The 22174-nt window shown below is 55.2% G+C and carries 16 protein-coding genes; 10 read left to right on the forward strand and 6 right to left on the reverse strand.

Translation table 11 applies throughout. The features are described from left to right. Positions 1–149: 149 nt before the first annotated feature. Positions 150–1175, reverse strand: coding sequence for a class 1 fructose-bisphosphatase (fbp, locus tag BLR44_RS07460; RefSeq protein WP_089680904.1), 1026 nt, complete (start codon positions 1173–1175; stop codon positions 150–152). 228 nt (positions 1176–1403) lie between these two features. Between fbp and BLR44_RS07465 the strand changes: the two genes are divergently transcribed. The 3 genes from BLR44_RS07465 (at position 1404) to dnaA (ending at position 4842) form a co-directional block, all read left to right on the forward strand. Continuing rightward, positions 1404–2738: an aspartate kinase gene (locus BLR44_RS07465; RefSeq protein ID WP_089680906.1), complete on the forward strand. Its 1335-nt coding sequence runs from the start codon at positions 1404–1406 to the stop codon at positions 2736–2738. Positions 2739–2758: 20 nt separating this feature from the next. After that, positions 2759–3190, forward strand: coding sequence for a DUF4174 domain-containing protein (locus BLR44_RS07470; RefSeq protein ID WP_176955937.1), 432 nt, complete (start codon positions 2759–2761; stop codon positions 3188–3190). A gap of 194 nt (positions 3191–3384) precedes the next feature. After that, complete coding sequence (gene dnaA / locus BLR44_RS07475) at positions 3385–4842, forward strand: chromosomal replication initiator protein DnaA (RefSeq protein WP_089680910.1); 1458 nt, start codon at positions 3385–3387, stop codon at positions 4840–4842. Positions 4843–4923: 81 nt separating this feature from the next. Here dnaA and BLR44_RS07480 read toward each other — a convergent pair whose 3' ends face one another. Both BLR44_RS07480 and BLR44_RS07485 read right to left on the reverse strand, forming a co-directional pair. Next, entirely contained in the window at positions 4924–5190 is a 267-nt protein-coding gene (locus BLR44_RS07480; protein ID WP_143017173.1) for a hypothetical protein, read from the reverse strand. 352 nt (positions 5191–5542) lie between these two features. Next, positions 5543–6985: a trypsin-like peptidase domain-containing protein gene (locus BLR44_RS07485; protein WP_089680914.1), complete on the reverse strand. Its 1443-nt coding sequence runs from the start codon at positions 6983–6985 to the stop codon at positions 5543–5545. Between the two features lie 189 nt (positions 6986–7174). Between BLR44_RS07485 and BLR44_RS07490 the strand changes: the two genes are divergently transcribed. Both BLR44_RS07490 and BLR44_RS07495 read left to right on the forward strand, forming a co-directional pair. Next, positions 7175–8674 (forward strand): GH3 auxin-responsive promoter family protein, encoded by a 1500-nt coding sequence (locus BLR44_RS07490; RefSeq protein WP_089680916.1) that lies wholly within the window; start codon positions 7175–7177, stop codon positions 8672–8674. 22 nt (positions 8675–8696) lie between these two features. Further along, positions 8697–9338, forward strand: a complete 642-nt coding sequence (locus tag BLR44_RS07495) for a hypothetical protein (RefSeq protein ID WP_143017174.1) — start codon at positions 8697–8699, stop codon at positions 9336–9338. A 175-nt stretch (positions 9339–9513) separates the two neighbouring features. Here BLR44_RS07495 and BLR44_RS07500 read toward each other — a convergent pair whose 3' ends face one another. Further along, positions 9514–10149 carry a hypothetical protein gene (locus tag BLR44_RS07500; RefSeq protein ID WP_089680919.1) on the reverse strand — a complete coding sequence of 212 codons (636 nt, stop codon included), beginning with the start codon at positions 10147–10149 and terminating at the stop codon, positions 9514–9516. 241 nt (positions 10150–10390) lie between these two features. Then, the gene (locus tag BLR44_RS07505) at positions 10391–11167 is read right to left on the reverse strand and encodes a ferritin-like domain-containing protein (RefSeq protein ID WP_089680921.1); all 777 of its coding nucleotides are present in this window, start codon (positions 11165–11167) and stop codon (positions 10391–10393) included. A 192-nt stretch (positions 11168–11359) separates the two neighbouring features. Here BLR44_RS07505 and BLR44_RS07510 point away from each other — a divergent pair, with 192 nt between their 5' ends. The 4 genes from BLR44_RS07510 (at position 11360) to BLR44_RS07525 (ending at position 19005) form a co-directional block, all read left to right on the forward strand. Beyond that, the gene (locus tag BLR44_RS07510) at positions 11360–11773 is read left to right on the forward strand and encodes a hypothetical protein (RefSeq protein WP_143017175.1); all 414 of its coding nucleotides are present in this window, start codon (positions 11360–11362) and stop codon (positions 11771–11773) included. Between the two features lie 77 nt (positions 11774–11850). Next, positions 11851–16218 carry a CusA/CzcA family heavy metal efflux RND transporter gene (locus tag BLR44_RS07515; RefSeq protein ID WP_089680925.1) on the forward strand — a complete coding sequence of 1456 codons (4368 nt, stop codon included), beginning with the start codon at positions 11851–11853 and terminating at the stop codon, positions 16216–16218. After that, positions 16215–17372: an efflux RND transporter periplasmic adaptor subunit gene (locus BLR44_RS07520; RefSeq protein ID WP_089680927.1), complete on the forward strand. Its 1158-nt coding sequence runs from the start codon at positions 16215–16217 to the stop codon at positions 17370–17372. Before BLR44_RS07515 ends, BLR44_RS07520 begins: the two co-directional genes overlap by 4 nt. Before the next feature lie 208 nt (positions 17373–17580). After that, entirely contained in the window at positions 17581–19005 is a 1425-nt protein-coding gene (locus BLR44_RS07525) for a TIGR00341 family protein (RefSeq protein ID WP_089680929.1), read from the forward strand. Between the two features lie 20 nt (positions 19006–19025). Here BLR44_RS07525 and BLR44_RS07530 read toward each other — a convergent pair whose 3' ends face one another. Beyond that, complete coding sequence (locus BLR44_RS07530; RefSeq protein ID WP_176955938.1) at positions 19026–20243, reverse strand: outer membrane beta-barrel protein; 1218 nt, start codon at positions 20241–20243, stop codon at positions 19026–19028. Between the two features lie 175 nt (positions 20244–20418). On the opposite strand from BLR44_RS07530, the gene BLR44_RS07535 reads away from it, so the two are divergent. Further along, positions 20419–22113, forward strand: a complete 1695-nt coding sequence (locus BLR44_RS07535) for a glycoside hydrolase family 13 protein (protein WP_089680934.1) — start codon at positions 20419–20421, stop codon at positions 22111–22113. Positions 22114–22174 lie beyond the last annotated feature (61 nt).

The following is a 22174-nucleotide window of genomic DNA, read 5'->3' on the forward strand; positions in this document are numbered from 1 at the left end:
CCGGGCGTCTTTTTGTGGTAACAAAAAAGCAGCCGCACAAACGTAGCGAGGGGACGGTGCTACCTTCGTGGGCTGCGGCACTAAGACAAAGGCTGTACGCTACCGAACCAAGGCTTGCTTAGTCACTGCGCGCGTAGATATGATTTTTCTTAAAGGCTGGTCGTAGGGTTGGGCACCCGCGCCTGGTTCATCATCGCTTCGATTGACTTCACCATCTGAGGAGAACCGATGAAAAGGGGCGCACGCTGGTGAAACCCGGTGGGTTCGATCTCCATGATGCGCCGTTGCCCGTCGGTCGCCATACCCCCCGCCTGTTCGATCACAAAAGCCAGAGCATTGCATTCGTACATCAGGCGCAATTTGCCCTGGGGTGATTTAGGCGTGGCCGGGTAGAGGTAGATTCCCCCCTTCAGCATGTTCCGGTGGAAGTCGGCCACAAGCGAGCCGATGTACCGGGCCATCAGTTTCTCCCGCTTGCACTGATCAATGTACTGCCGAATCGATTCGTCGTACAGATAGTAGTACCCTTCATTGCACGAGAAAATTTTACCGTTTTTGGGCGTACGGATTTCAGGATGCGACAGGATGAACTCACCAATCGAAGGTTCGTACGTAAAGCCGTTGACCCCCTGCCCGGTGGTGTATACCATGATGGACGACGAGCCATACAAAACGTAGCCGGACGCCACCTGATCGACACCGCGCTGTAGAAAGTCTTCAGGCTGAACAGGGGTCCCGATGGGCGAGCGCCGCCGGTAGATCGAGAAAATCGTACCGATCGACACGTTTACGTCAATGTTGGAGGAACCGTCGAGCGGATCAATCGCCACGATGTATTTCCCTTTGTAATTGCCCGTATCGATGTAGTCTTCTTCTTCCTCCGAAATAATTCCGCAGACCTCGCCGCCGTTCCGCAATGCTCGCGTAAAACGAATGTCGGCGACTACGTCGAGTTTCTGTTGTTCCTCGCCCTGCACATTTTGCGAGCCATACGCCCCGGCGATGTTACTCAGCCCGGCACGGTTGATCTCCCGGTTGATGATTTTACCCGCCAGCGCAATATCGCGCAGCAGTTGTGACAACTCGCCCGAAGCGTATGGAAACTGCTCCTGATGGCGCATGATGAAGCGGTCGAGCGTAACGCCAACCGGCAATGCTAGTTTTTCCTCTTTCATAGTGTCTTTCCGGTGTGTACCAAGCAGGAAGCGTGTGGCCAATGCATTCGATAAGGCAATCCAAGCCCGGGCCCGCAGTGCTGATGGAAACCAGACTGCTGTGCCGCAGCAAAGCCAACATATCGAATCTTTACTATTTTTGGCCCCGCGGTGGAATCAGGGGCGTTTGTCTTATCAGAGGGGCGAAAGAAAATAATATAATCATCAAAGGGCTTTTTTTACGCACAAATGGTCAGAATCTTCAAGTTCGGGGGGGCATCCCTAAAAAACGCAGCGGCTATTCGCAATACGGCCGACATCATTCGCCAACATGCGGCCGGCAACCAACTGCTGATTGTGGTGTCGGCCATGGGGCAAACCACCAACCGCCTGGAGGCCCTGTACAGCGCCTATGCCCAACCGCAAGCCGGTGTTGACCATCCGCAGGAGATTTTGCAGGAAATTCGGCAGTACCACGAAGACATCGCCCGTGAGTTGTTCGGCGAACTACCCGAAACCCTCGTGGCCCTGTTCGACAACCTGTTCGGCAAACTGGAAACCAAGGCGTCGTCCCTCCCCCATTCCGTGCCCTTCGACGAGGGTTACGATCAAGTGCTGTGCTATGGCGAGATCATCTCGTCGCATCTGGTGGCGCGTTACCTGCAACACCTGGAATTACCCGTGGAGTGGATCGATTCCCGACGTTACATCCAGACCGACATGACCTGGCGCGAAGCCCGCATCGACTGGCTCTGGACCGAAAGTCAGGTGCAACGCCAACTGGCACCCAAGCTCAAACAGCAAATTGCGCTGACCCAGGGCTTCATCGGAGGCACGGTCGACGGGCGTACTACCACGCTGGGCCGCGAAGGGTCCGATTTTACGGCCGCCATCTACGCGCACTGCCTGCGGGCCGCCTCGGTCACCATCTGGAAAGACGTGCCGGGCATTTTGAACGCCGACCCCAAACGGATTGCCGACACGTACCTCTACCCGAACTTGTCGTACGAAGAGGCCGCCGAAATGACGTATTACGGCGCCACGGTGATCCATCCCAAAACCATTCGTCCTCTCAAGAGTCGCAACATCCCGCTGTACGTACGCTCATTTCTCAACCCGGACGCGCCGGGCACCTGCATCGGCGAAGGACAACCGGAGGGCATGAGGCCTGCCATCATTTTCAAGCGCAACCAACGCATGATTTCGTTCAGTGGCCGCGACCTGACGTTTGTCAGTGAACACAACCACTTCGTGATTCTGAACGCCTGCGCGCGCCAGAACCTCCACATCAACCTGATGCAGAACTCAGCCATTTCGTTTCTCATCTGTTGCGACTACAACCCCTGGAAGGTGCAAGAGCTGGTGGACTCGCTTCGCGAGCAGTTCGAAATCAAAGTATCGGACGATTTGGAGCTGATCACCATCAAGCATTACGACCTGCCCACCATCGAAAAAGTAATGAAAGGAAAAAAAGCCCTAGTGGAACAGAACACGCTCCATACATATCAGGCGGTAGTGCCCACTTCGGCTGAACCTTTGCAGGATTCCGTCGTTCCACTATTTGAATGGAAACCTATCGGATAATCTTTAACCTGCTTTTTATCATGGCACTCCAGGGACCTGGAGCGGCTGGCCAGCCTGCTCCCCATCAACCGTCAAATGCAGGCGACGTGCTGGCACCGTATCGTTGGTCGAACCGACTGCTTCTTATTTTCTCCGAAGACACCAACATTACCGACTACCAGCGTCAGGTTTCCATCCTGCAGTCGGATCAGATGGGCATGGCCGACCGTGATCTGGTATTTTTCCGCATTTTTCCGGACGAGGGGTACACCCCCGACAACGATGCCCTGACGCCCGCCCAGGTTACGGCGCTGCGCGAGCGTTTCGATGTCGGCACGGGCTTTACGGTGATTCTGATCGGCAAAGATGGAGGAGAGAAGCGCACCGAACGCAAACCCCTCACGCTCGATCAGTTGTATGGCACCATCGACGCCATGCCCATGCGCCAAAATGAAATGAAGCAAAACCCCTGAAGCCATAGGGTGGCCTCTGTCTTTTATCTGATTCTTTTATGAAGATATACAGATATATCGCGGTTTAAACGGCCATATATGAAAGTTGAAAAAAGTCAAGACAGAATCAATTTTTTTGTTTCGTTTTTTTTTCAAAAATTTGTTCCCCTCTGTTAGAAAACCTGTCAGTTAAATCTCTTTAGAAACTCTTTCGGATGGCAACAGATTGTCGTGCGGTATGGAAGCATTGTCTCAAGATAATACGGGATAATGTTGGCGAACAAAGCTACAATACGTGGTTTGAGCCGATTGTACCCCTGCGACTAGAGGGCCACGAGTTGACTATCCAGGTACCCAGCCAGTTCTTCTATGAGTGGTTGGAGGAGCACTATGTCAGCCTGTTACGGCACGTGGTGGATGTGGTATTAGGGCCAAACGGAAAATTGGAATATTCCATTATTGTGGACGGTGGCAACGAGCACAATAAGCCCTATACTATTAATCTCCCAACGAGCCGCCCCAAAAGCACACGCCGCCCGGAAGCAGTACAGGAAGTAAAGACCAAAAAGAGCAAATACAACGGTACGTCAGAAGACACCGCCGTGGCTACGTTGGCGCCCTACCAACAGTACGCTGCCGAAACCTGCCTGAACGATCGCTATACATTCGACACCTACGTCGAAGGAGACTGCAACCGCCTGGCGCGGTCGGCGGGCCTCGCCGTAGCGGCCCGTCCGGGGACCACGTCGTTCAACCCGCTGATGATCTACGGAGGCGTAGGTCTGGGCAAAACCCACTTGGTGCAGGCCATTGGGAACAAGATCAAAGAAGACTACAAAGACAAAGTGATCTTCTACGTCTCGTCCGAGAAGTTTACCAATCAGTTTATCGAAGCGGTTAAGAACAACGGGATTCAGGAGTTCACCAACTTTTACCTCGGGGTTGACGCGCTCATCATCGACGATGTACAGTTCCTGGCGGGTAAAGAAAGAACACAAGAGATTTTCTTCCACATCTTCAACCACCTCCAGCAAAACAGCCGCCAGATCATCATGACAAGCGACTGCCCGCCGCGCGATCTGAAAGGCATGCAGGAGCGTTTGATTTCGCGTTTCAAGTGGGGCCTGACGGCCGACCTGTCTCAACCCGATTTTGAAACGCGTGTGGCCATCATCCAAAAGAAAATGCAGACGGATGGCATCGACGTGCCTTACGATGTGGTGGAGTTTCTGGCTTCCAAAGTGCAGACCAACATTCGGGAGCTGGAAGGGGTGATGATCTCCATGATTGCCCAGTCGTCCCTGAACCGCAAAGATTTTGACATCGATCTGGCAAAGCACATTCTTCAGAACATCGTCCAGAACATAGAAACCGGTATTGATATCGAATACATTCAGAAATCAGTCTCCGATTATTTCAAAGTGCCTGCCGACGCGCTAAAGGCCAAAACCCGCAAGAAAGAAGTGGTGATGGCGCGGCAGGTGGCCATGTATTTCACCAAAGAATTTACCGACTACTCGTTGAAAAGCATCGGACAGTTTTTTGGCGGACGCGACCACAGCACCGTTATCCACGCCATTCGGGCGGTAAAAGACCTGATCGAAACCAACCGGAAATTCCGGAGTTCGATGGATGAACTCAACCACCTGCTGAAGCAGCGTGGCAAGTCCTAATTTGAACCAAAATCACCCACAAAAAAGGCTCGCTGTTTCCCAGTGAGCCTTTTTTATGAGCTTGTTTTGTCTAACCGCCGGTTACGTACGCAACCAGAACGACCGGAAAAGCATGTAAAGCGTTCCGGGAATGAGCATCAGCCCGAACTGAAGGAAGTTGACACCATCGAGTTGGTACGTGCTGGCTACCACAAATACGAGTACGGTTGCGCCCAGCAGGAAAAGGCTCAGAATCCGGGCGAAAGGACGGGTGTAGAAGGAGGAACTGCTGTCCATGTAAGATTTTGTACGCGGGGCGTATAAAATCGATTCAGGACTCAGAAGGGAGGGCTTTCGTTTCTGTTCCATTCGTGTTAAAAGTTATAGAAGGCAATTACATTTATCTAAATAAAGAATAGATCATCTTACAAAGATCCAATTGCACAAAAACAGCGCCTTGCCAGGAAGGCAGAATATCAAATGTAATAAATTAATCGTTTAGTTACTATTTATGCCTGAAATCCAGCACGATGTCGTCGTAAGTTTTTTTGAAAAACGTGAAAATCAGGACCTAGGTTGGCCGGCAAAGTAAGGCTGAACCGAATTAACAAAGAACGCCGGGACTGAGCCGTTAGGCCCGGGCATTTAAAGCGGTCGGAAATTTCAGGAGAAAAAGCAAAAATTTCCGACCGCTTCGCTTTGCGCGCGCGGGTTGGCAGCATCAGAGATAGAACGAATAGTAGCCTTTAACGCCTTTTTCGTTAACGCCTTCGATGATGGTTTTGCCGCGGGCCTGTGACAGGAGTCGTTCCACATCCTGCGGTTTGGTAACGGCCTGGCGGTTGATGGCGGTGATGACAAACCCACTACGCAGATTCATCTGGTTCAGAATGCCGCGTTGCACGCCAAGCACGCGCACGCCGTTGGCAATGCCCATCCGGTCGCGCTCTACTTTCGACACCACTTCCAGATCGGCACCCAGAAGTTCTGAGTTGTAAATTTCGCGGCGCAGTAGTTCCGTAGTGCCTTCGCGGTTGGTGAGCACCAACTCGGCTTCGCGCAGTTTGTTGTCGCGGCGGTAGGTCAGGCGTACCCGGTCGCCGGGGTTGAAGTAGCTCATCTCTTCATCGTAGGTGCCTTTGCCGTGCACCGTCAGGCCGTTGATTTTTAAGATGACGTCTCCTTGCTGCAGTCCCGCTTTATCGGCCGCGCCGTCCGGTTGCAGGTACGAGATTACCACGCCGGCAAAGTTGTCGAGTCCAATCCGATTGGCTAGTTCGGGCGTCACGTCCAGCACGTCAGCACCCAGGTAGGCTTTCTGCACCTCGCCGTATTCAATCAAATCCCCCACTACCTTGGTGACAATGTCGGACGGAACGGCAAAACCATACCCGGTGTACGAGCCGGTTTGGGAGTAAATCGCCGTATTGATGCCGATCAACTCCCCCTGGGCGTTCACCAGCGCACCGCCCGAATTGCCCGGGTTGATCGCCGCATCGGTTTGAATAAAAGATTCGATGGGGAAGCGACTGTTGACGATGTTGATGTTGCGCCCTTTCGCACTCACAATACCCGCCGTCACCGTAGAGGTCAGGTTAAACGGATTGCCCACCGCCAGTACCCACTCGCCGACCTGCACCTGGCGCGAAGCGGCAATCTTGATGGCGGGAAGTCCGTTCGTCTCGATTTTCAGCACCGCCAAATCGGTCGAAGGATCGGTCCCGACCACCCGTGCGGCATATGAACGCTCATCGTGAATAACTTCCAGCGAAGCGGCATCGTCCACCACGTGGTTGTTGGTGATGATGTAGCCGTCGGCCGAAAAAATAACCCCTGAACCGGAACTCACGCGCTGCCCGGAAGCTCCACCGAAAAACTGATCGAACCAGCTGACTGCCTGCGGGGCCGACGTATTCTTGATGTAAACGACGCTGGGCGTGCTCACGGCCGAAGCACGCACAAAGTCTTCGCTCAGGTGAGCCGAGATGGCGGCAGTGGGGTTGGCAGATAAGGGATGCGCACGCAACAGGGGCGCTTCGTCCGTTTGGCTGACCGTCTGCACCAGGCCGGTCGGCGCCGGAGGCACAAACCACCGTTGGTACGTGAACGCGCCGGCCAGCCCGGCCACAAAAGCAAGAAGTATGGTGAATAGGGTTCGTTTCATAATCACGTTAACGTTCGGTTCGGCAAAATTGTGTAGCCCACAGCAATCCTTGTGCAAACCTGCGCCAATAACGCCAAAAATACTACCTTCCTTCCACAGCCGGTCAGAATGGCAGCGTCAGTGGTGACCGCGACGCCGTTGCTGCGCACTTTATAAAATCGTTACTTTTGGCAGCACGTTAACAGTCGCATGGGAATCAGAGCCATTTTGAGTAAACCGCTGGCCGCCTGGGTAAAAGCCGACATCCGCAAGTGGTCGGCGCGCCCCGTCGAAAGCCAGCAGACGGTCTTTCAACAGCTGCTTCAGCAGGGAAAAGAAACCGCCTTCGGGCGCGATCACGGCTTTGCCGACATCGCTTCGCACGAGGCGTTCCGTCGCCAGGTTCCCATTCGCGACTACGAAGCGCTTTCTCCCTACATCAACCGTGTGGTGGAAGGCGAAAAAGACGTGCTGTGGCCCGGTCAGCCGCTGTACTTTGCCAAAACCTCCGGCACCACTTCGGGCATCAAGTACATCCCGATCTCCAAAGACTCGATTCCCAACCACATCAACTCGGCACGCAACGCCCTGCTCTGCTATGTAAACGAAACGGGCAAGGCGTCGTTTCTGGACCGGAACCTGATCTTCCTGTCGGGCAGCCCCGAGATGTACAAAAAGAACGGCATCTACGTAGGTCGTTTGTCGGGCATTGTCAACCACCACGTTCCCAGCTACCTGCGTACGAACCAGAAACCCAGCTACGAAACCAATTGCATCGACGACTGGGAAACCAAGCTGGAACGCATCATCGACGAGACGCTCCACGCCGACATGTCGCTGATTTCGGGCATTCCCCCCTGGGTGCAGATGTACTTTGATCGTCTGCAGGAACGCACGGGCGGCAAACCCATCAAAGACATTTTCCCGAATTTTTCGCTGCTGGTGTACGGAGGCGTCAACTTTGAGCCGTACCGCAAAAAAATGTTCGAGACGATCGGCAAACGCATCGATTCCATCGAAACCTATCCGGCGTCGGAAGGCTTCATCGCCTACCAGGATTCTCAGCGCAAAGAAGGTCTCTTGCTGCTACTCAACAGCGGAATTTTCTACGAATTTGTGCCGGTCGAAGAGTTTTTCGACGAAAACCCCACCCGCCTGACTATCGGTGAAGTCGAGCTGGGCAAGAACTACGCCGTGGTGCTGAGCAACAACGCCGGCCTGTGGGGATATTCGCTGGGCGACACCGTCAAGTTTGTCTCCAAGCAACCGTACCGTTTGTTGGTGACCGGGCGCATCAAACACTTTATCTCGGCCTTTGGCGAGCACGTGATTGGCGAAGAGGTCGAAAATGCCATGCGCACCACACGGGAGTATCACCCGGAAGTCGAACTGGTCGAATTTACGGTGGCCCCTCAGGTGACCCCCGACGACGGATTGCCGCACCACGAATGGCTCATCGAATTTGCCAAACCGCCTGCCAACCTGCCTGCGTTCGAACGCCGGTTGGACGAGGCGTTGCGCAAGCTCAACATTTACTACGACGACCTGATTTCGGGGAGCATCCTGGAGCCCCTTCGGGTGACGCCTCTGAAACGCGACGCGTTCCGCGAGTACATGAAATCGCAGGGCAAGCTGGGTGGCCAGAACAAAGTACCGCGCCTGTCGAACGACCGCACCCTGGCCGATGCACTCCGGCCGTGGTATCACTGAGAAGTTTTCGGTAGTTTGATGAATGGAAACGTCGCCCGTCCCTGAGGAGCAGCCCTCCCCACCATCACCGCCCCACCGCGCCTGGCAGTGGAATGTCGATAAGGTCATCAGCATCACGGCTTTGTGCGTCAGTCTGGGTACGTTCATCATCTTCTCGTACCAGACGCGCCTTCTGCACGACCAGACCCAATTTTTGCGCGATCAGACCAAGTTACAAAATCAGCAGACCCAACTACTCCAGAATCAGCAACAGGCTTACCTCAAGCAACAGTACGCCTCGGTGATGCCCTACCTTGAAGTATGGAATTCGCAAGCCCACGACTATTTCAAATTCATCCTTACCAATAACGGGGTTGGCCCTGCCTTTATCCGCGAAGTTCGGATGCACTATCGCGATACAGTCTATGCCTTAGATCCGGCTAACTTTTTAGAGAAAGTGCTACCTGACTCACTACGCATCAATTTTGTCTACTCTAACCTGGAGCCGGGTAGGGTGGTGCCGGCTGGCGAACAAATCGAAATGATTTATGTATCCTCACCTCGGGAAGTGATCAAACTGAAAACGTTTCTGCAGGCGCAGCCTCAGATCGAAATTCGCTACGCATCGATCTATGATGAAGAATGGAGGATGTTGGGTTACAATCCACCCGAGAAAGTAGAGTAAGACAGTCCGGGCGCGGGTTTCCCACGGATCTGTTCAAAGACTTCTACCAACTTAATGACAATTCAACTCATACGTTAGGACCGTACTCCTCCCTCAATGAGTTTCCTGGTAAAAAGCAAAAGCCGCCGTTGCTCGGGCAACGGCGGCTTTCTTTTCATAGGTGACACAAATGGTCTTAGATCTTGTTGTGGTACGAAATCTTCTGACGAAGTTCCTCCAAATGATTCCGCTCCGTTTGCAGTTCGCGCTTGATCTTGATTTCGCGCTCACGCGAACGCTTGCGAAACTCCTCAAACTCTTCGTTTAAGGCCTCGTATTCGCGGCGTGTCCGGGTCGTCACTTTGTTGCTGCTCTGGAATTTGTAGATCGCGCCCAGCATCAGCACCAGCAAAATGCCCACGATACTCCACATCACGGTCGAGTACGTTTCTTTCAATACATCCATACCCAGGAAAGAGATGGTCGCATTCTGGCGTTCGCTGCGCTCCAGTTCTTCACCACGCTTGGCCAGCTGTCCCTTCAAGTCCTGTAATTCCTGCTCCTGCGAAGCAAGTTGCTGCTGAAGCGTCCCGATTTGCGTCTGTAAGACCTGCACAGAGTCCTGCACGTTTTTCCACAATGCATTCAACTTAAATTCCTTCACCACCTTGTAGTCCTCGTAGCGGTTAGAGCTCTTCTTCAGCGATTCGAACTGCGCATTCAGCGTATTGCTTGCTTCTTCCGTACTAGCCTCAGCGTCCTGTGCGTACGAAGGCAGCGCCGTACCCAAGGTCAGTACTAGTACAATCAGAGCGGAAATCTTTAGTTTCATGATGAAATCATTTAACTTATTGGGAGATTAAAAACTGTAGTGTTCTGCTAATTAAGAAATTTTTTACTCAAAGGATTCCCCGTACTAGGAAAAATACAATCAATCAACCTTATAGTGAACCCTTATATGTGTAGGTTTTGACGTTTATTTGCAGAGTTATGAAATAATAACGAAAGTGCCTCCAAAATCTGACGCTTGGAGGCACTTTCTTTTAGGATATTAAGCGCTGATTTTTAGCGACTTAGTTGCGGTATTTATTCACAACTTCTTCTGTCTTGCTGCGCAAATCGTTGCTGACGGATTTTACATTTTCCGCTACGTCGCGGCTGGTCGACTCTACGCTGGCTTTTACCTTCTCTGAGCCCTCTTTAACGCTTCCCAGCACGTTATTTAAAAATTTGTTGAGGTTTTCTTTCGTGTCTTTGTCCAGCTGCGGTGCCAGGTAATAAATGGCAGCACCGGCGCCGGCCAGCAGAAAGAGCGTTCCCCACGAAAATCCGCTGCTCTTTTTGCGGTAGCCGCTTTCAGACAGCGCTTCGTGGTTTACTTTTCCACCCACAGCAATCTGTGTGAGTTTTTTATCTGTATTTTTTTCTTCTGCCAACGAGGTTTCAAGTAACTGCACATCCGTTACAAAACCCAACTCTTTGGCGAAGGCGATCAGCGTGCCGTAGCTGGCAATTTCCAGGTGCTCGGCTTTTTGCGCGGCAAAGATCAACGCTGCATCGACCGAATCCTGATCCCCACCGGCTTTCACGTAGTTTTCCGCATCGGCGACCAGCCCTTCAATGGACTTATTTTTTTCGGAAGTCGCCTCTTCGCCCAGATGGTTGAAGATGGCTTCCAGCCGACTTACCTGTGCTTTTGTCTCTTTCACGTGATCCAGAAACGCCTGGCGCAGGTCTTCGTTGCGGGCCGATTTAGCCATTTTAGGGAGCGCATCTACCAGCTGTTTTTCGGTATGATACAATTGATGCAACTCCTTGACATATAGATTTCTTAATGATTCGATTTTCATGACGTTAATTCAATTTTGACAAAATAAAACTGTCGGTACATGCTCATACGAGTCGGATTCTTTCCTCGTTACGACGACAGCCATTTTAATTCTACCGGCCGGCAGCGGCATAGCGGGCAATCCAACACTTAAAATCGTTCCAAATTAAGTCCGGGGTTTTACGAGCGGTTCCGGAAATGTTTACCTTTGCTTATGCGACGAAAGTGGACGGCATACGGACTTATGTTGCTGGCCTGGATGATTCTGATGGCCCACAGCCTCTTTCCGCACGTCCATACCACGCACAAAACGCGGATCGTCACACAGACTGTTTCGGCCGAAGCAGGGCTGGGTTCTTTATTAGGAGGTGTTTTCTGGCTGGACGAGGGTCCGCAGCACCTGGAAAATTACCAGCCTAGCGATTTTCAGTCGGAAGTTGCCGCCACGGCGGCCGACCAGCCCACTCCCCCCCGTGCCGATTTTGCGCTGCCCAACCTGCCGGGCCAAAGGTTGCTTCCCCCTGCCCACGCGCCGCCCGCACAGCCGTCGTACGCCGCTTACGTTCCTACCGCTTACTTTTTCCTTTTCTGTAGCGCCACGCCCCTGCGTGCGCCGCCCGTTGCCTGATTCCTTCCGGGTTGTCTATACTCCTACCCTTCCTCCGACGAAGGGTGGGTGTCTGTGCTATTTAATCAGGCATTCTCATGATCGATTCCATCATTCATTTTTCCGTCCGCAACAAGCTCATTATCGGCCTGATGGCCCTGGGGTTGGTGGCTTGGGGCGTTTATTCTTACCGACAACTCCCGATCGACGCCGTTCCTGACATCACCAGCAATCAGGTACAGGTCGTGACCATTTCGCCCTCGCTGGCCCCTCAGGAGGTTGAAAAATTCATTACGTATCCGGTCGAACTGGCCGTTGCCAATACGCAGGACGTGGTCGAAATCCGGTCGATTTCCAGCTACGGCCTTTCGGTCGTCACCATCGTATTTGAGGAAGGCGTGTCTACGCTGGCGGCGCGGCAGCTGATCAGCGAACACCTCACCACGGCCGCCGAGCAGATTCCGCCCGCGCTCGGACGCCCCGAGCTGATGCCCATCACTACGGGTCTGGGCGAGATCTACCAATACACGCTGGACGTACAGCCCGGCTACGAAGACCGGTTTACGGCGATGGACCTGCGCACCATCCAGGACTGGATTGTAAAACGGCAGCTGGCCGGGACGCCGGGCATCGTGGAAGTCAGCAGCTTCGGCGGCTTCTTGCGGCAGTACGAGATCGCCATCGACCCGCGGCGGTTGCGCAGCTACGACCTGACGCTCGACGACGTACACGAGGCGCTGGCGATGAACAACCAAAATACCGGCGGCAGCTACTTTGAAGAAGGTCCGAACGCCTATTACGTCCGTGCCGAGGGTTTGGTCCGCTCACCCAGCGAGATTGGCGCCATTGTGGTGAAAACCCTTAACAATGTGCCCGTGCTGATTCGCGACATAGGCGAGGTGACCAACGGCTTCGCGCCCCGTTTCGGTGCCATGACCAAAGACGGTGAAGGCGAAGTGGTTGGCGGCATCACGCTGATGCTGAAGGGCTACAACGCCGTTAACGCCGTCGAAAACGTGGAGGCGCGGATCGCCCAGATCCAGACGTCGCTGCCCGAAGGGCTGGAACTCAACGCTTACCTGGACCGGGGGCGGCTGGTGGAGCGCGTCATTCATACGGTGCAGAAAAACCTGATTGAAGGCGGGCTGATCGTGATCTTCGTGTTGGTGCTGTTGCTCGGCAACTTGCGCGCCGGCCTGATTGTCGCCTCGGTTATTCCATTGGCCATGATGTTCGCCCTCGGCATGATGAACCTGTTCGGCGTGTCGGCCAACCTGATGAGCCTCGGCGCCATCGACTTCGGGCTGATTGTGGACGGCGCCGTGATCATCGTGGAAAGCATCGTCCACCGTCTGCACGACAAGTTCGGGCAAACGCCCACCCGACTGACACAGACGCAGTTAGACGACGAAGTGGCCGAGTCGGCGGTACGGATCCGGCAGTCGGCCGCGTTCGGCGAGATCATCATCCTGATTGTTTACCTGCCTATCATGACGCTGGTCGGCATCGAAGGCAAGATGTTCCGTCCCATGGCCCTGACCGTCTCGTTCGCCATTCTGGGGGCGCTGATTCTGTCGCTGACCTACGTCCCGATGATGTCAGCACTGTTTCTGAGCAAAAAGGTAGAAACCAAAGTCACCTGGGCCGACCGGCTGATCATGGCGGTGCAGCGGCGTTACCTGCCCGTCCTGAACTTCGCCCTGCGCCACCGGCTGATCGTCATCATCACGGCCGTTACGGCGTTTGTGCTGAGCCTGCTCCTCTTTTTCCGGTTGGGGGCCGTGTTTATTCCTACGCTGGAAGAGGGCGACTTCGCCATGCAGATGACCATCCCGCCCGGCAGTTCGCTGGAAGAGTCGATCCGCACCACCACCAAGGCCGAGAAAATTCTACGCGACAATTTCCCCGAAGTGGAGCACGTCGTTTCGAAAATCGGCACGGCCGAGGTGCCGACCGACCCGATGGCCATGACCGATACCGACGTGATGATCATCCTGAAGGAAAAGGACGAGTGGACCACGACCGACGACCGGGAAGCACTGGTCGGGATGATGAAAGAGAAACTTTCGTCCATCAGTTGGGCTAACTTCGAGTTCACGCAGCCCATCCAACTTCGGTTCAACGAACTGATTACGGGTTCGAAATCCGACATCGCACTCAAGATTTACGGCGACGACCTGAACCTGCTTTTCGAAAAGGGGCAACAGGCCGCGGCCATCATCTCGAAAATTCCGGGAGCGGCCGACATCCGCGTGCAGCAACTGGAAGGTTCGCCGCAGATCGTGATCGATTACAACCGGGAGGCGATGTCGCGCTACGGCCTGAACATCGAGCAGTTGAATACGGCAATTCGCACCGCGCTGGCCGGGCAAAGCGCCGGGCTGGTTTACGAAGAGGAGCGCCGGTTCGACCTCGTGGTGCGGCTCAACGAAACGTTTCGGCGTAATCCGGAGTCGCTGCAACTGCTGTTTGTGCGGGCACCGTCGGGCACGCTGGTGCCGCTGTCGGACGTGGCAACCATCCGCCTGGACGAAGGCCCGATGCAGGTCTCGCGCGAGAATACCCACCGCCTGATCAACGTGGGCATCAACGTCCGCAACCGCGACGTGAAAAGTCTGGTGGAGGAAATTCAGCAGAAATTAACCGCGCAATTGCCGCTGCCGCCCGGCTACTACATCCGCTACGGTGGTCAGTTCGAAAACTTACAGGCGGCGCAAGACCGTCTGATGATAGCCGTGCCCATCTCGCTGCTGCTGATTTTCCTTTTGCTGTTCTTCACGTTCCATTCGTTTACGCAGGCGCTGCTGATCTTCACCGCCATTCCGCTCTCGGCCATCGGCGGCATTCTGGCGCTCTGGCTGCGCGACATGCCCTTCAGCATTTCGGCCGGGGTGGGCTTCATTGCCTTGTTTGGCGTGGCCGTACTGAACGGTATTGTGTTGGTCGGGTACCTGAACCAACTCAAACAGGAAGGCGTCGGCGACATCCGTGAGCGCGTTCGGCAGGGGGCGCTGGTGCGCCTGCGTCCGGTGCTGATGACGGCGGCGGTGGCCTCGCTGGGCTTTTTGCCGATGGCGCTGTCTACGACGGCGGGCGGCGAAGTACAACGGCCTCTGGCGACGGTGGTCATTGGCGGGTTGGTCACGGCCACGCTGCTGACGCTGCTGGTGCTGCCGGTGCTCTACAGTTGGGTGGAAGAAGGCGGCTTATCGCAAGCTTTCCGTCGAAAAAAGGGGTTGGCGGTCTTTGTGGTGCTGTTCTTCTGCCCTGCGTTGCTGCAGGCTCAAACGAATGAGGCGACGCCCGATACGCTCGAAGTCTCGCTCGACGAAGCCCTCCGGCTGGCGCGCGCCCGCAACCCGGACTTACAGAATGCCCAACTGCGTATCGAAGCGGCCCAAGCGCTGCAACGTACGGCCTTCGACCTGGGCACAACCAGCGCTACCTGGCAACGGGGGCAGATCAACTCCAGCCTCACGGATAACTACTGGCAGGTGCACCAGAACTTCGGTGCCCCGCTGGAACACCTGGCGCGCGGCCAATTGCAACGTCAGGAAGTACAGGTGCAGGAAGCTACGCAGGTGGTGCAGGAACGTAACCTGATCGGCGAAGTGTACAGCACGTACTACCGGTGGGTGATGCTGGAACAGAAACGCCGGATTCTGCAGCGGTACGCCGCCCGCTACGACACCGTGGTAGCGGTGGCCGACCTGCGTTACCAGACCGGCGAAAGTCCTTACCTCGAAAAACTGGCTACACAAACACGACAGGCCGAACTGGTTACCCAACTCCGGCAACTGCAAACCGAACAGGCCGTAGCGCGGCGGCAGTTGCAACAGCTTCTGTTTACCCAGCAACCCCTCCGGCTCTCTGCCCAGGTGCCGATGCGGGTTCCGCTGGCGCAAGGTCAGCGGCCGCAACTAGTACGCGCTAACGACAGCACGCGTGCCTTGGCCGCCCCGCTGGTGCGGCAATATGCGGCGGAAGCGGCGCGGGCGCAGGCCGAACTCAAGGTAACACGGGCCGGCCTTTCACCCAGCTTTACGGCCGGTTATTTCAACCAGGAGCTGGAAGGCGTGCCCGGCTTTAGAGGATGGCAGCTCGGCATCTCGTTCCCGCTGTGGTTTGTGCCACAGCAAGCCCGCATGCAGGCCGCGCGCATCAGCCGCGACGTCGCCGACAACCAGTACATCTACGCGCAGTTTCGGTTGAATCAGGAAACCCAAATGCTTGCGGAACAGATCGCTCAGGTGGAAGAAAAGCTACGTTACTTCGAAGAGAATGCGCTGCCCCAGGCCCAGACCCTGACCGAAACCTCCACGCTACTCTATCAGAACGGCGAAATTGCCTATTACGAGCACCTGCTGAACCTCCAGGAAGCCCTGAACATCCAGACTACCTACCAGGATCAGCTCTATCAGTACAATCAACTCATCATTCGTCTGAATACCCTTTTTGCGTCATGAAATCGCTTTTGACATATACCGGAACCGTGCTTTGGGCCGTGTTCCTTTTGGCTTGCCAGTCCACACCAACCGCTCCGGAAACCGCCGCGTCCGACACAGCCGCCGCGCCGGCCGAAGATCAGGTCCGCATGACGGCCGAGCAACTCAGCCAGGCGGGTATCCAGCTCGGTCAAATCACCCCCCGTCCCATGGCGCGGGAGGTAAACTGCAACGGGGTGATCGACGTACCGCCCCAGGGCCGGGCCGTTATCAGTCCGCCGCTGGCAGGCTTTGTGCAGTCGCTGCGCGTGCTGCCGGGCGACGACGTCCGCGCCGGGCAAACGCTTCTCACGCTGCGCCACCCCGACTACATCCGGCTGCAGGAACGCTACCTGGAAGCCAACAGCCAGCTTACCTTTCAGGAGAAAGAATACGAGCGCCGCAGAACGCTGAGCGAGAACAACGCCCTGGCCCGCAAGTCGTTCGAACAAACGGAGTCGGAATACGCCACGCTACAGGCACGGCAGGCGTCACTGGCGGCACAGCTCCAACTGCTGGGCATCGACCCGGCGTCGGTCACGCCCTCCACCATTCGGCAGACCATCTCCATTCCGGCCCCCATCCAGGGACGGGTCGGCGCGGTGCACGTCAGTACCGGTTCGTACGTAGATCCTCAAGATCCCATGCTGGAAATCATCAACAAGGAGCACATTCACCTGGAGTTGCAAGTGTTTGAAAAAGACGTACTTCAGCTGAAAAAGCAGCAGAAACTCACGTTCCTGGTGAATGGCGCACCGGACCATACGTTTCGGGGGGAGATTTACCTGATTGGCGAGGTAGTAGACCCCATGAGCAAAACCGTGCAGGTTCATGCCCATCCGCTGACGGAAGAACACGCTCTGAAGCCCGGTATGTTTGTACAGGCCACCATTCTGACCGATGCCGACACGGTCCCCACGCTTCCGACCGACGCGTTGGTGCGCGAGCAGGAAAACTACTTCGTGTTTACTCAGGAAGCCACCGGCACGTTTCGCAAACATCCGGTGCAGATCGGGAAACGCCAGGGCGATTACGTCACCATTCTCAATGCCGACCAGCTTCCGACCGATGCGCCACTGGTTGTACAGGGTGCACATTACCTGGAAGCCACACGCACGGCGGGGGAAGGCGAATAAGCGCTTGCTGGTTCGACCTTGTTTTCCTTGCATTTGTAGAAATCAGATGAGCGTTCGGAGGAGATTTCGTTGCAAGAGTCGCTACCGTTTTGCGGTGTTTCTCTGGTACGAAATCTCTTCTTGCCATTGTTTCTTACAAGCCTGTCTGTCAGGCATTTGGTGCTGTTGACCGGCAACGTGGTATATTGGAGGTTCCAATTTTGCAGCCATGAGTTTGCCTACCCAACAGCCCCCCGCTCCCCCGTCACGTCGCACCTACTACCGCCCTGCGCGCATCATTTTCGCGTTTTTGCGCGATCTGGTCAACCTGGAAGAAGACAAGGCCGATGAACTAAAGACCATCGACGACATCAAGCGAGGCGTGGTGTTCCGGGGCACTAACCTCTGGATTTTGATTTTCGCCATTCTAATCGCCTCCATCGGGCTCAACGTCAACTCGACGGCGGTCATCATCGGCGCGATGTTGATTTCCCCACTAATGGGTCCCATCATGGGCATTGGGCTGGGCATCGGCATCAACGACTGGGAACTGATCAAGACGGGGATGAAAAACCTGGCCATTGCCGCCACCATCAGTGTCCTGACGTCTACGATTTACTTTACCATCACACCGCTGAGCGACGCGCAATCGGAATTGCTGGCACGTACGCAGCCGACGCTGTGGGACGTGCTGATCGCCATTTTCGGCGGCCTGGCCGGTATCGTGGCGGGGTCGAGGCGCGAGAAAAGCAACGCCGTGCCGGGCGTAGCCATTGCCACCGCCCTGATGCCACCGCTCTGCACCGCGGGCTTCGGGCTGGCTTCCGGCAATTTCTACTACTTCTTCGGAGCGTTTTATCTGTTCTTCATCAACAGCGTTTTCATCAGCCTGGCGACGTTTGTCATCGTCCGTTACCTGAAATACCCCCGCAAAGAGTTTGTCGATCCTGCCCGGGAAAAGCGGGTAAAGTCGTTCATTACGCTGTTTGTACTCATCGCGATTATGCCCAGCGTTTACACGGGCTATCAGGTGGTGCGCCGCAGCCTGTTCGAGCGAAACGCGCAACAGTTCATCCGTCAGGAGCTTCATTTCCCCAACACGCAGGTGATCAGCCATGAAGTAGAGGCTCTGGGCGACAGCGGCCGCATCGAAGTCACGTTGTTTGGCGAGCCGGTTGCGGCCGACCTGATTCATCACATCGAGAAAAAGCTGCCGGGCTACGGGCTGGGCAGTGCCACCCTGACGGTGCATCAGGGGTACACGCCCAAAGGCAGCATCGACGTGGCGACCGTCGAGCAGATGAACCAGAACCTGAAGACGGGCATCATCGAAGAATTGTACCGCAAAAACGAAGAGGCACTGCAAAGCAAAGACTGGCAGATTGCCCTGTTGGAACGCGAGCTGCGTAAGTATCAGAACGATACCTTGCCGGTTACCGACATCGGGCAGGAGCTGAAAGTGCAGTACAAAGATGTATCGGAGTTTTCCATCACGCCGACGATAATCGCCGACATGAACAGCCACCGGCACGACACCGTAATGCTGGCCTACTGCCGCTTCCGGCGACGCCCCCGCCAAACGGACCTGAACCGCCTTTCGGCTTGGTTAAAAGTGCGGACCAAGGCCGACTCGCTGCGCCTGGTGGTGCAATAACGCCACCGTCCGCAAGCGGCTCAAAACCGGTAACTCAACAGCAGGGAGTAGCTGGCAGTCTGCGATTGCAGCACCAAGTACTGCGACATGCCGTTGCCAAACGCGGCGCGCATTTCACCAGTCAGCTTGCCGTGCCGCAGGCCAACGCCCCCGACCACGCTGCTTTCCAGCTTGCGAAACACTTCCAGCACGGGCGTGTCTTCAATACGCTCCACGCTGTAATAGCGCGTTTCTTTGTGCTTGAAGTTATCGCTCCGGACGGCCCACCCGCCGGCGATCCCCGCCTGCACAAACGGCCGCCATTTGGCCTCGGGGTAATAGTACCGAAACAACGTCGTGAGTTTCAGGTACGACAGATCGAACGAGGTTTGGTAGTACGTATAGTCGTTTTCGCTTTTGTAATCTTCCCACTCCCCTTCATAGGCAGCGCTTTGATACAGAAGGTCCGCATGCAGGCCAATTTTCCTACGACCGCGGGGAAAGATCATCGTCACGCCGACCCCGAACGTAGGCTTGACCGAAGTAGCGTAGGAAACGTTGGTCAGAAAAGGATAAGCCGTAGGGCCATCGCCCGTAAAAGTTAGCCGCGAGGCCGAAGCGCCTACCAGGAGCTGAGGCTCTATCCACATGCGTTCGCGTGCTTTTACGTAGACATTGCCGGATGCGCAGGTCCGGTTGTATTGCTGCACGACCTTGGCGAAGTTGTTGCGCCGAAAAGCCAGGTTAGCAAGCTTGGCGCGCACCGTGGGGCAATCGCTCATAACATACGCCAGCTGCCCTTTGTAGCGCGTATCGGCTTTGATGCGAGTGCCTTCCATCGAGCGGAAGTAGATCAGTTCTTCGAGCGGTGCCCCCTCTTTCTGAATAAAGTAATGCAGCTTGGTGCTTTCGTCTTCCAGGAAGTAAAGCGACAGTGGCCCTCGTACTTCGGCCAGCAAAAAGACCGTATCGAGCACCACCGTCCGGTTGGGCGTTAAGGGCAAGTCTTCCAGGCGGTACGGCGACTTGTCGACGTGCACGACCCGGCCGATGTAGATTTCGTCCTCCACGGCGAAGGCGCTTACGTCCAGCGGCGTATAGCGTACCACCGCCGCGGCCATGTCTTCTTTGAACGAGATGGAAGTGGGATTGCTACTCCAGTTGCGGTAGTCGATCCAGCCGGATACCGTGTCGCCTTCCAATCCCACGACGTACCCGGGTTGAAAATTTGCCTGCGCTATGGCTGCGTTCGTCAGCAAGCTGCCTAATAAAAATGTAAAAAGTCGCTTACTCAGTAGTCCAACCATAAAAAGCTAAAAATTCTAATAAATATACGGTAGAATCCTGTTTTGTGGAATTACTTTTCGCTTTCGCCAAGGAAATGTAGCTTTTTCGTCCTCGGCCCGTATCAATGCGGGAACCCCCTGTTGACGTATGGCCTCTCCGACCCAACCCCGGCACCCGGCCTGGTGGAAAGAAAGCGTGATCTACCAGATTTATCCGCGCAGCTTCAAAGACAGCAACGGCGACGGCATCGGCGACCTGCGCGGCATCCTCGAAAAGCTCGATTATTTGCAGGACCTGGGCATCGATCTGATCTGGTTGTGCCCGATTTACCGTTCGCCTAACGACGACAATGGCTACGACATTGCCGATTATGAGGCCATCATGGAGGAGTTCGGCACTATGGACGACTTCGATGCCCTGCTGGCAGAAGCGAAGCGACGCAACATCGGGATTTTGATGGACCTCGTGGTCAACCACAGTTCGGACGAGCATCGTTGGTTTCAGGAGGCCCGACGGTCGAAAGACAACCCCTACCGCGATTTTTACATCTGGCGGACGTCGCACGACGGCACGGTGCCCAACAACTGGGAATCGCTTTTTGGCGGCAGCGCCTGGGAACTGACTCCGGAAACCGGCGAATATTACCTGCATCAGTTTTCCATCAAACAACCCGACCTGAACTGGGAGCACGAACCGCTGCGACAGGAGGTGTACCGCATGATGCGCTTCTGGCTCGACAAGGGTATTGCCGGGTTTCGGATGGACGTCATTCCGCTGATTTCCAAGAAAGTAGGATTACCCAACCGCCCTGACGATTTCCACGAAGGCTGGCTGCGGTGGTACGCCAACGGGCCGCGCCTGCACGAGTTTCTGCAGGAGATGCACCGGGAGGTGTTGCAGCATTACGACATTTGTACAGTAGGCGAAGCTCCGGGCGTCACCAGTCAGGAGGCGCGGCTCTATGTGGAAGAAGACCGTAAGGAACTGGACATGATTTTTCAGTTTGACCATTTCAACATCGACCGCCAGCCCGGCTCCATGTACGACCGCCGCCCGTGGACTTTGCGAGCGTTCAAGCAGATATTCCGCCACTGGGACGAGGCCCTGGCCGCTCAAGGCTGGAACAGCATCTACCTCGGCAATCACGACCTGCCACGCATCGTTTCCCGCTTCGGCAGCGACGATCCGGCCTACCGTGAGGTGTCCGCCAAAATGCTGGCGACGTTGCTGCTTACCCTCCGCGGCACGCCCTACATCTACAATGGCGACGAGATCGGCATGACCAACGTGCACTTTGCGGCAATCGACGACTACCGCGACATCAGCGCGCGAAACATGTGGCAGTTGCGCCGGGCGGCCGGGGTTCCGGAGGCTGATCTGCTGGCGGCACTACACGACTTCAGCCGCGACAACGCGCGCACGCCCATGCAGTGGGATGACAGTCCACACGGTGGCTTCAGCACCGCGGAAGCGACGTGGATCGACGTCAACCCCAACTACCGGGAAATCAATGTGGCACAGGCGCAGGCCAACCCCGACAGTGTACTGAATCATTACAAAAAGCTGATTCGACTGCGTCGGCAACATTCCGTACTGGTGTATGGCGAATATGAGATCATCGACGAGGAAAACGAACAAGTGTACGCCTACCTGCGTAAAGATGCTCAGGAGTGCTTGCTGATTATGCTGAACTTTACGCCGAAAGAGTTGCGCTTTTCGTTGCCCGAATCGGTTCAGTTCACGAAATCAGAAACACTAATTACTAATTATCAGGCAGTTACCTTATCAGAAAGGACCGTGACCTTACTTCCGTTCGCTGCGGTAATTTTCAAATTGACATAAAAAGCCCATACTTTTGAATGGTTTATTAGTGAGTGCCGTGGCAAAAAAGTTTACTTGCAAA

Origin of the sequence: Catalinimonas alkaloidigena, from assembly GCF_900100765.1 — a bacterium.
GTDB classification, from domain to species: Bacteria; Bacteroidota; Bacteroidia; order Cytophagales; family Flexibacteraceae; genus Mooreia; species Mooreia alkaloidigena.

Excerpts from the sequence above, each read along its gene's own strand:
- fbp (WP_089680904.1), bottom strand. The coding sequence starts at position 1,175 with ATGAAAGAGGAAAAACTAGCATTGCCGGTTGGCGTTACGCTCGACCGC.
- BLR44_RS07465 (WP_089680906.1), top strand. The coding sequence starts at position 1,404 with ATGGTCAGAATCTTCAAGTTCGGGGGGGCATCCCTAAAAAACGCAGCG.
- BLR44_RS07470 (WP_176955937.1), top strand. The coding sequence starts at position 2,759 with ATGGCACTCCAGGGACCTGGAGCGGCTGGCCAGCCTGCTCCCCATCAA.
- dnaA (WP_089680910.1), top strand. The coding sequence starts at position 3,385 with ATGGCAACAGATTGTCGTGCGGTATGGAAGCATTGTCTCAAGATAATA.
- BLR44_RS07480 (WP_143017173.1), bottom strand. The coding sequence starts at position 5,190 with ATGGAACAGAAACGAAAGCCCTCCCTTCTGAGTCCTGAATCGATTTTA.
- BLR44_RS07485 (WP_089680914.1), bottom strand. The coding sequence starts at position 6,985 with ATGAAACGAACCCTATTCACCATACTTCTTGCTTTTGTGGCCGGGCTG.
- BLR44_RS07490 (WP_089680916.1), top strand. The coding sequence starts at position 7,175 with ATGGGAATCAGAGCCATTTTGAGTAAACCGCTGGCCGCCTGGGTAAAA.
- BLR44_RS07495 (WP_143017174.1), top strand. The coding sequence starts at position 8,697 with ATGGAAACGTCGCCCGTCCCTGAGGAGCAGCCCTCCCCACCATCACCG.
- BLR44_RS07500 (WP_089680919.1), bottom strand. The coding sequence starts at position 10,149 with ATGAAACTAAAGATTTCCGCTCTGATTGTACTAGTACTGACCTTGGGT.
- BLR44_RS07505 (WP_089680921.1), bottom strand. The coding sequence starts at position 11,167 with ATGAAAATCGAATCATTAAGAAATCTATATGTCAAGGAGTTGCATCAA.
- BLR44_RS07510 (WP_143017175.1), top strand. The coding sequence starts at position 11,360 with ATGCGACGAAAGTGGACGGCATACGGACTTATGTTGCTGGCCTGGATG.
- BLR44_RS07515 (WP_089680925.1), top strand. The coding sequence starts at position 11,851 with ATGATCGATTCCATCATTCATTTTTCCGTCCGCAACAAGCTCATTATC.
- BLR44_RS07520 (WP_089680927.1), top strand. The coding sequence starts at position 16,215 with ATGAAATCGCTTTTGACATATACCGGAACCGTGCTTTGGGCCGTGTTC.
- BLR44_RS07525 (WP_089680929.1), top strand. The coding sequence starts at position 17,581 with ATGAGTTTGCCTACCCAACAGCCCCCCGCTCCCCCGTCACGTCGCACC.
- BLR44_RS07535 (WP_089680934.1), top strand. The coding sequence starts at position 20,419 with ATGGCCTCTCCGACCCAACCCCGGCACCCGGCCTGGTGGAAAGAAAGC.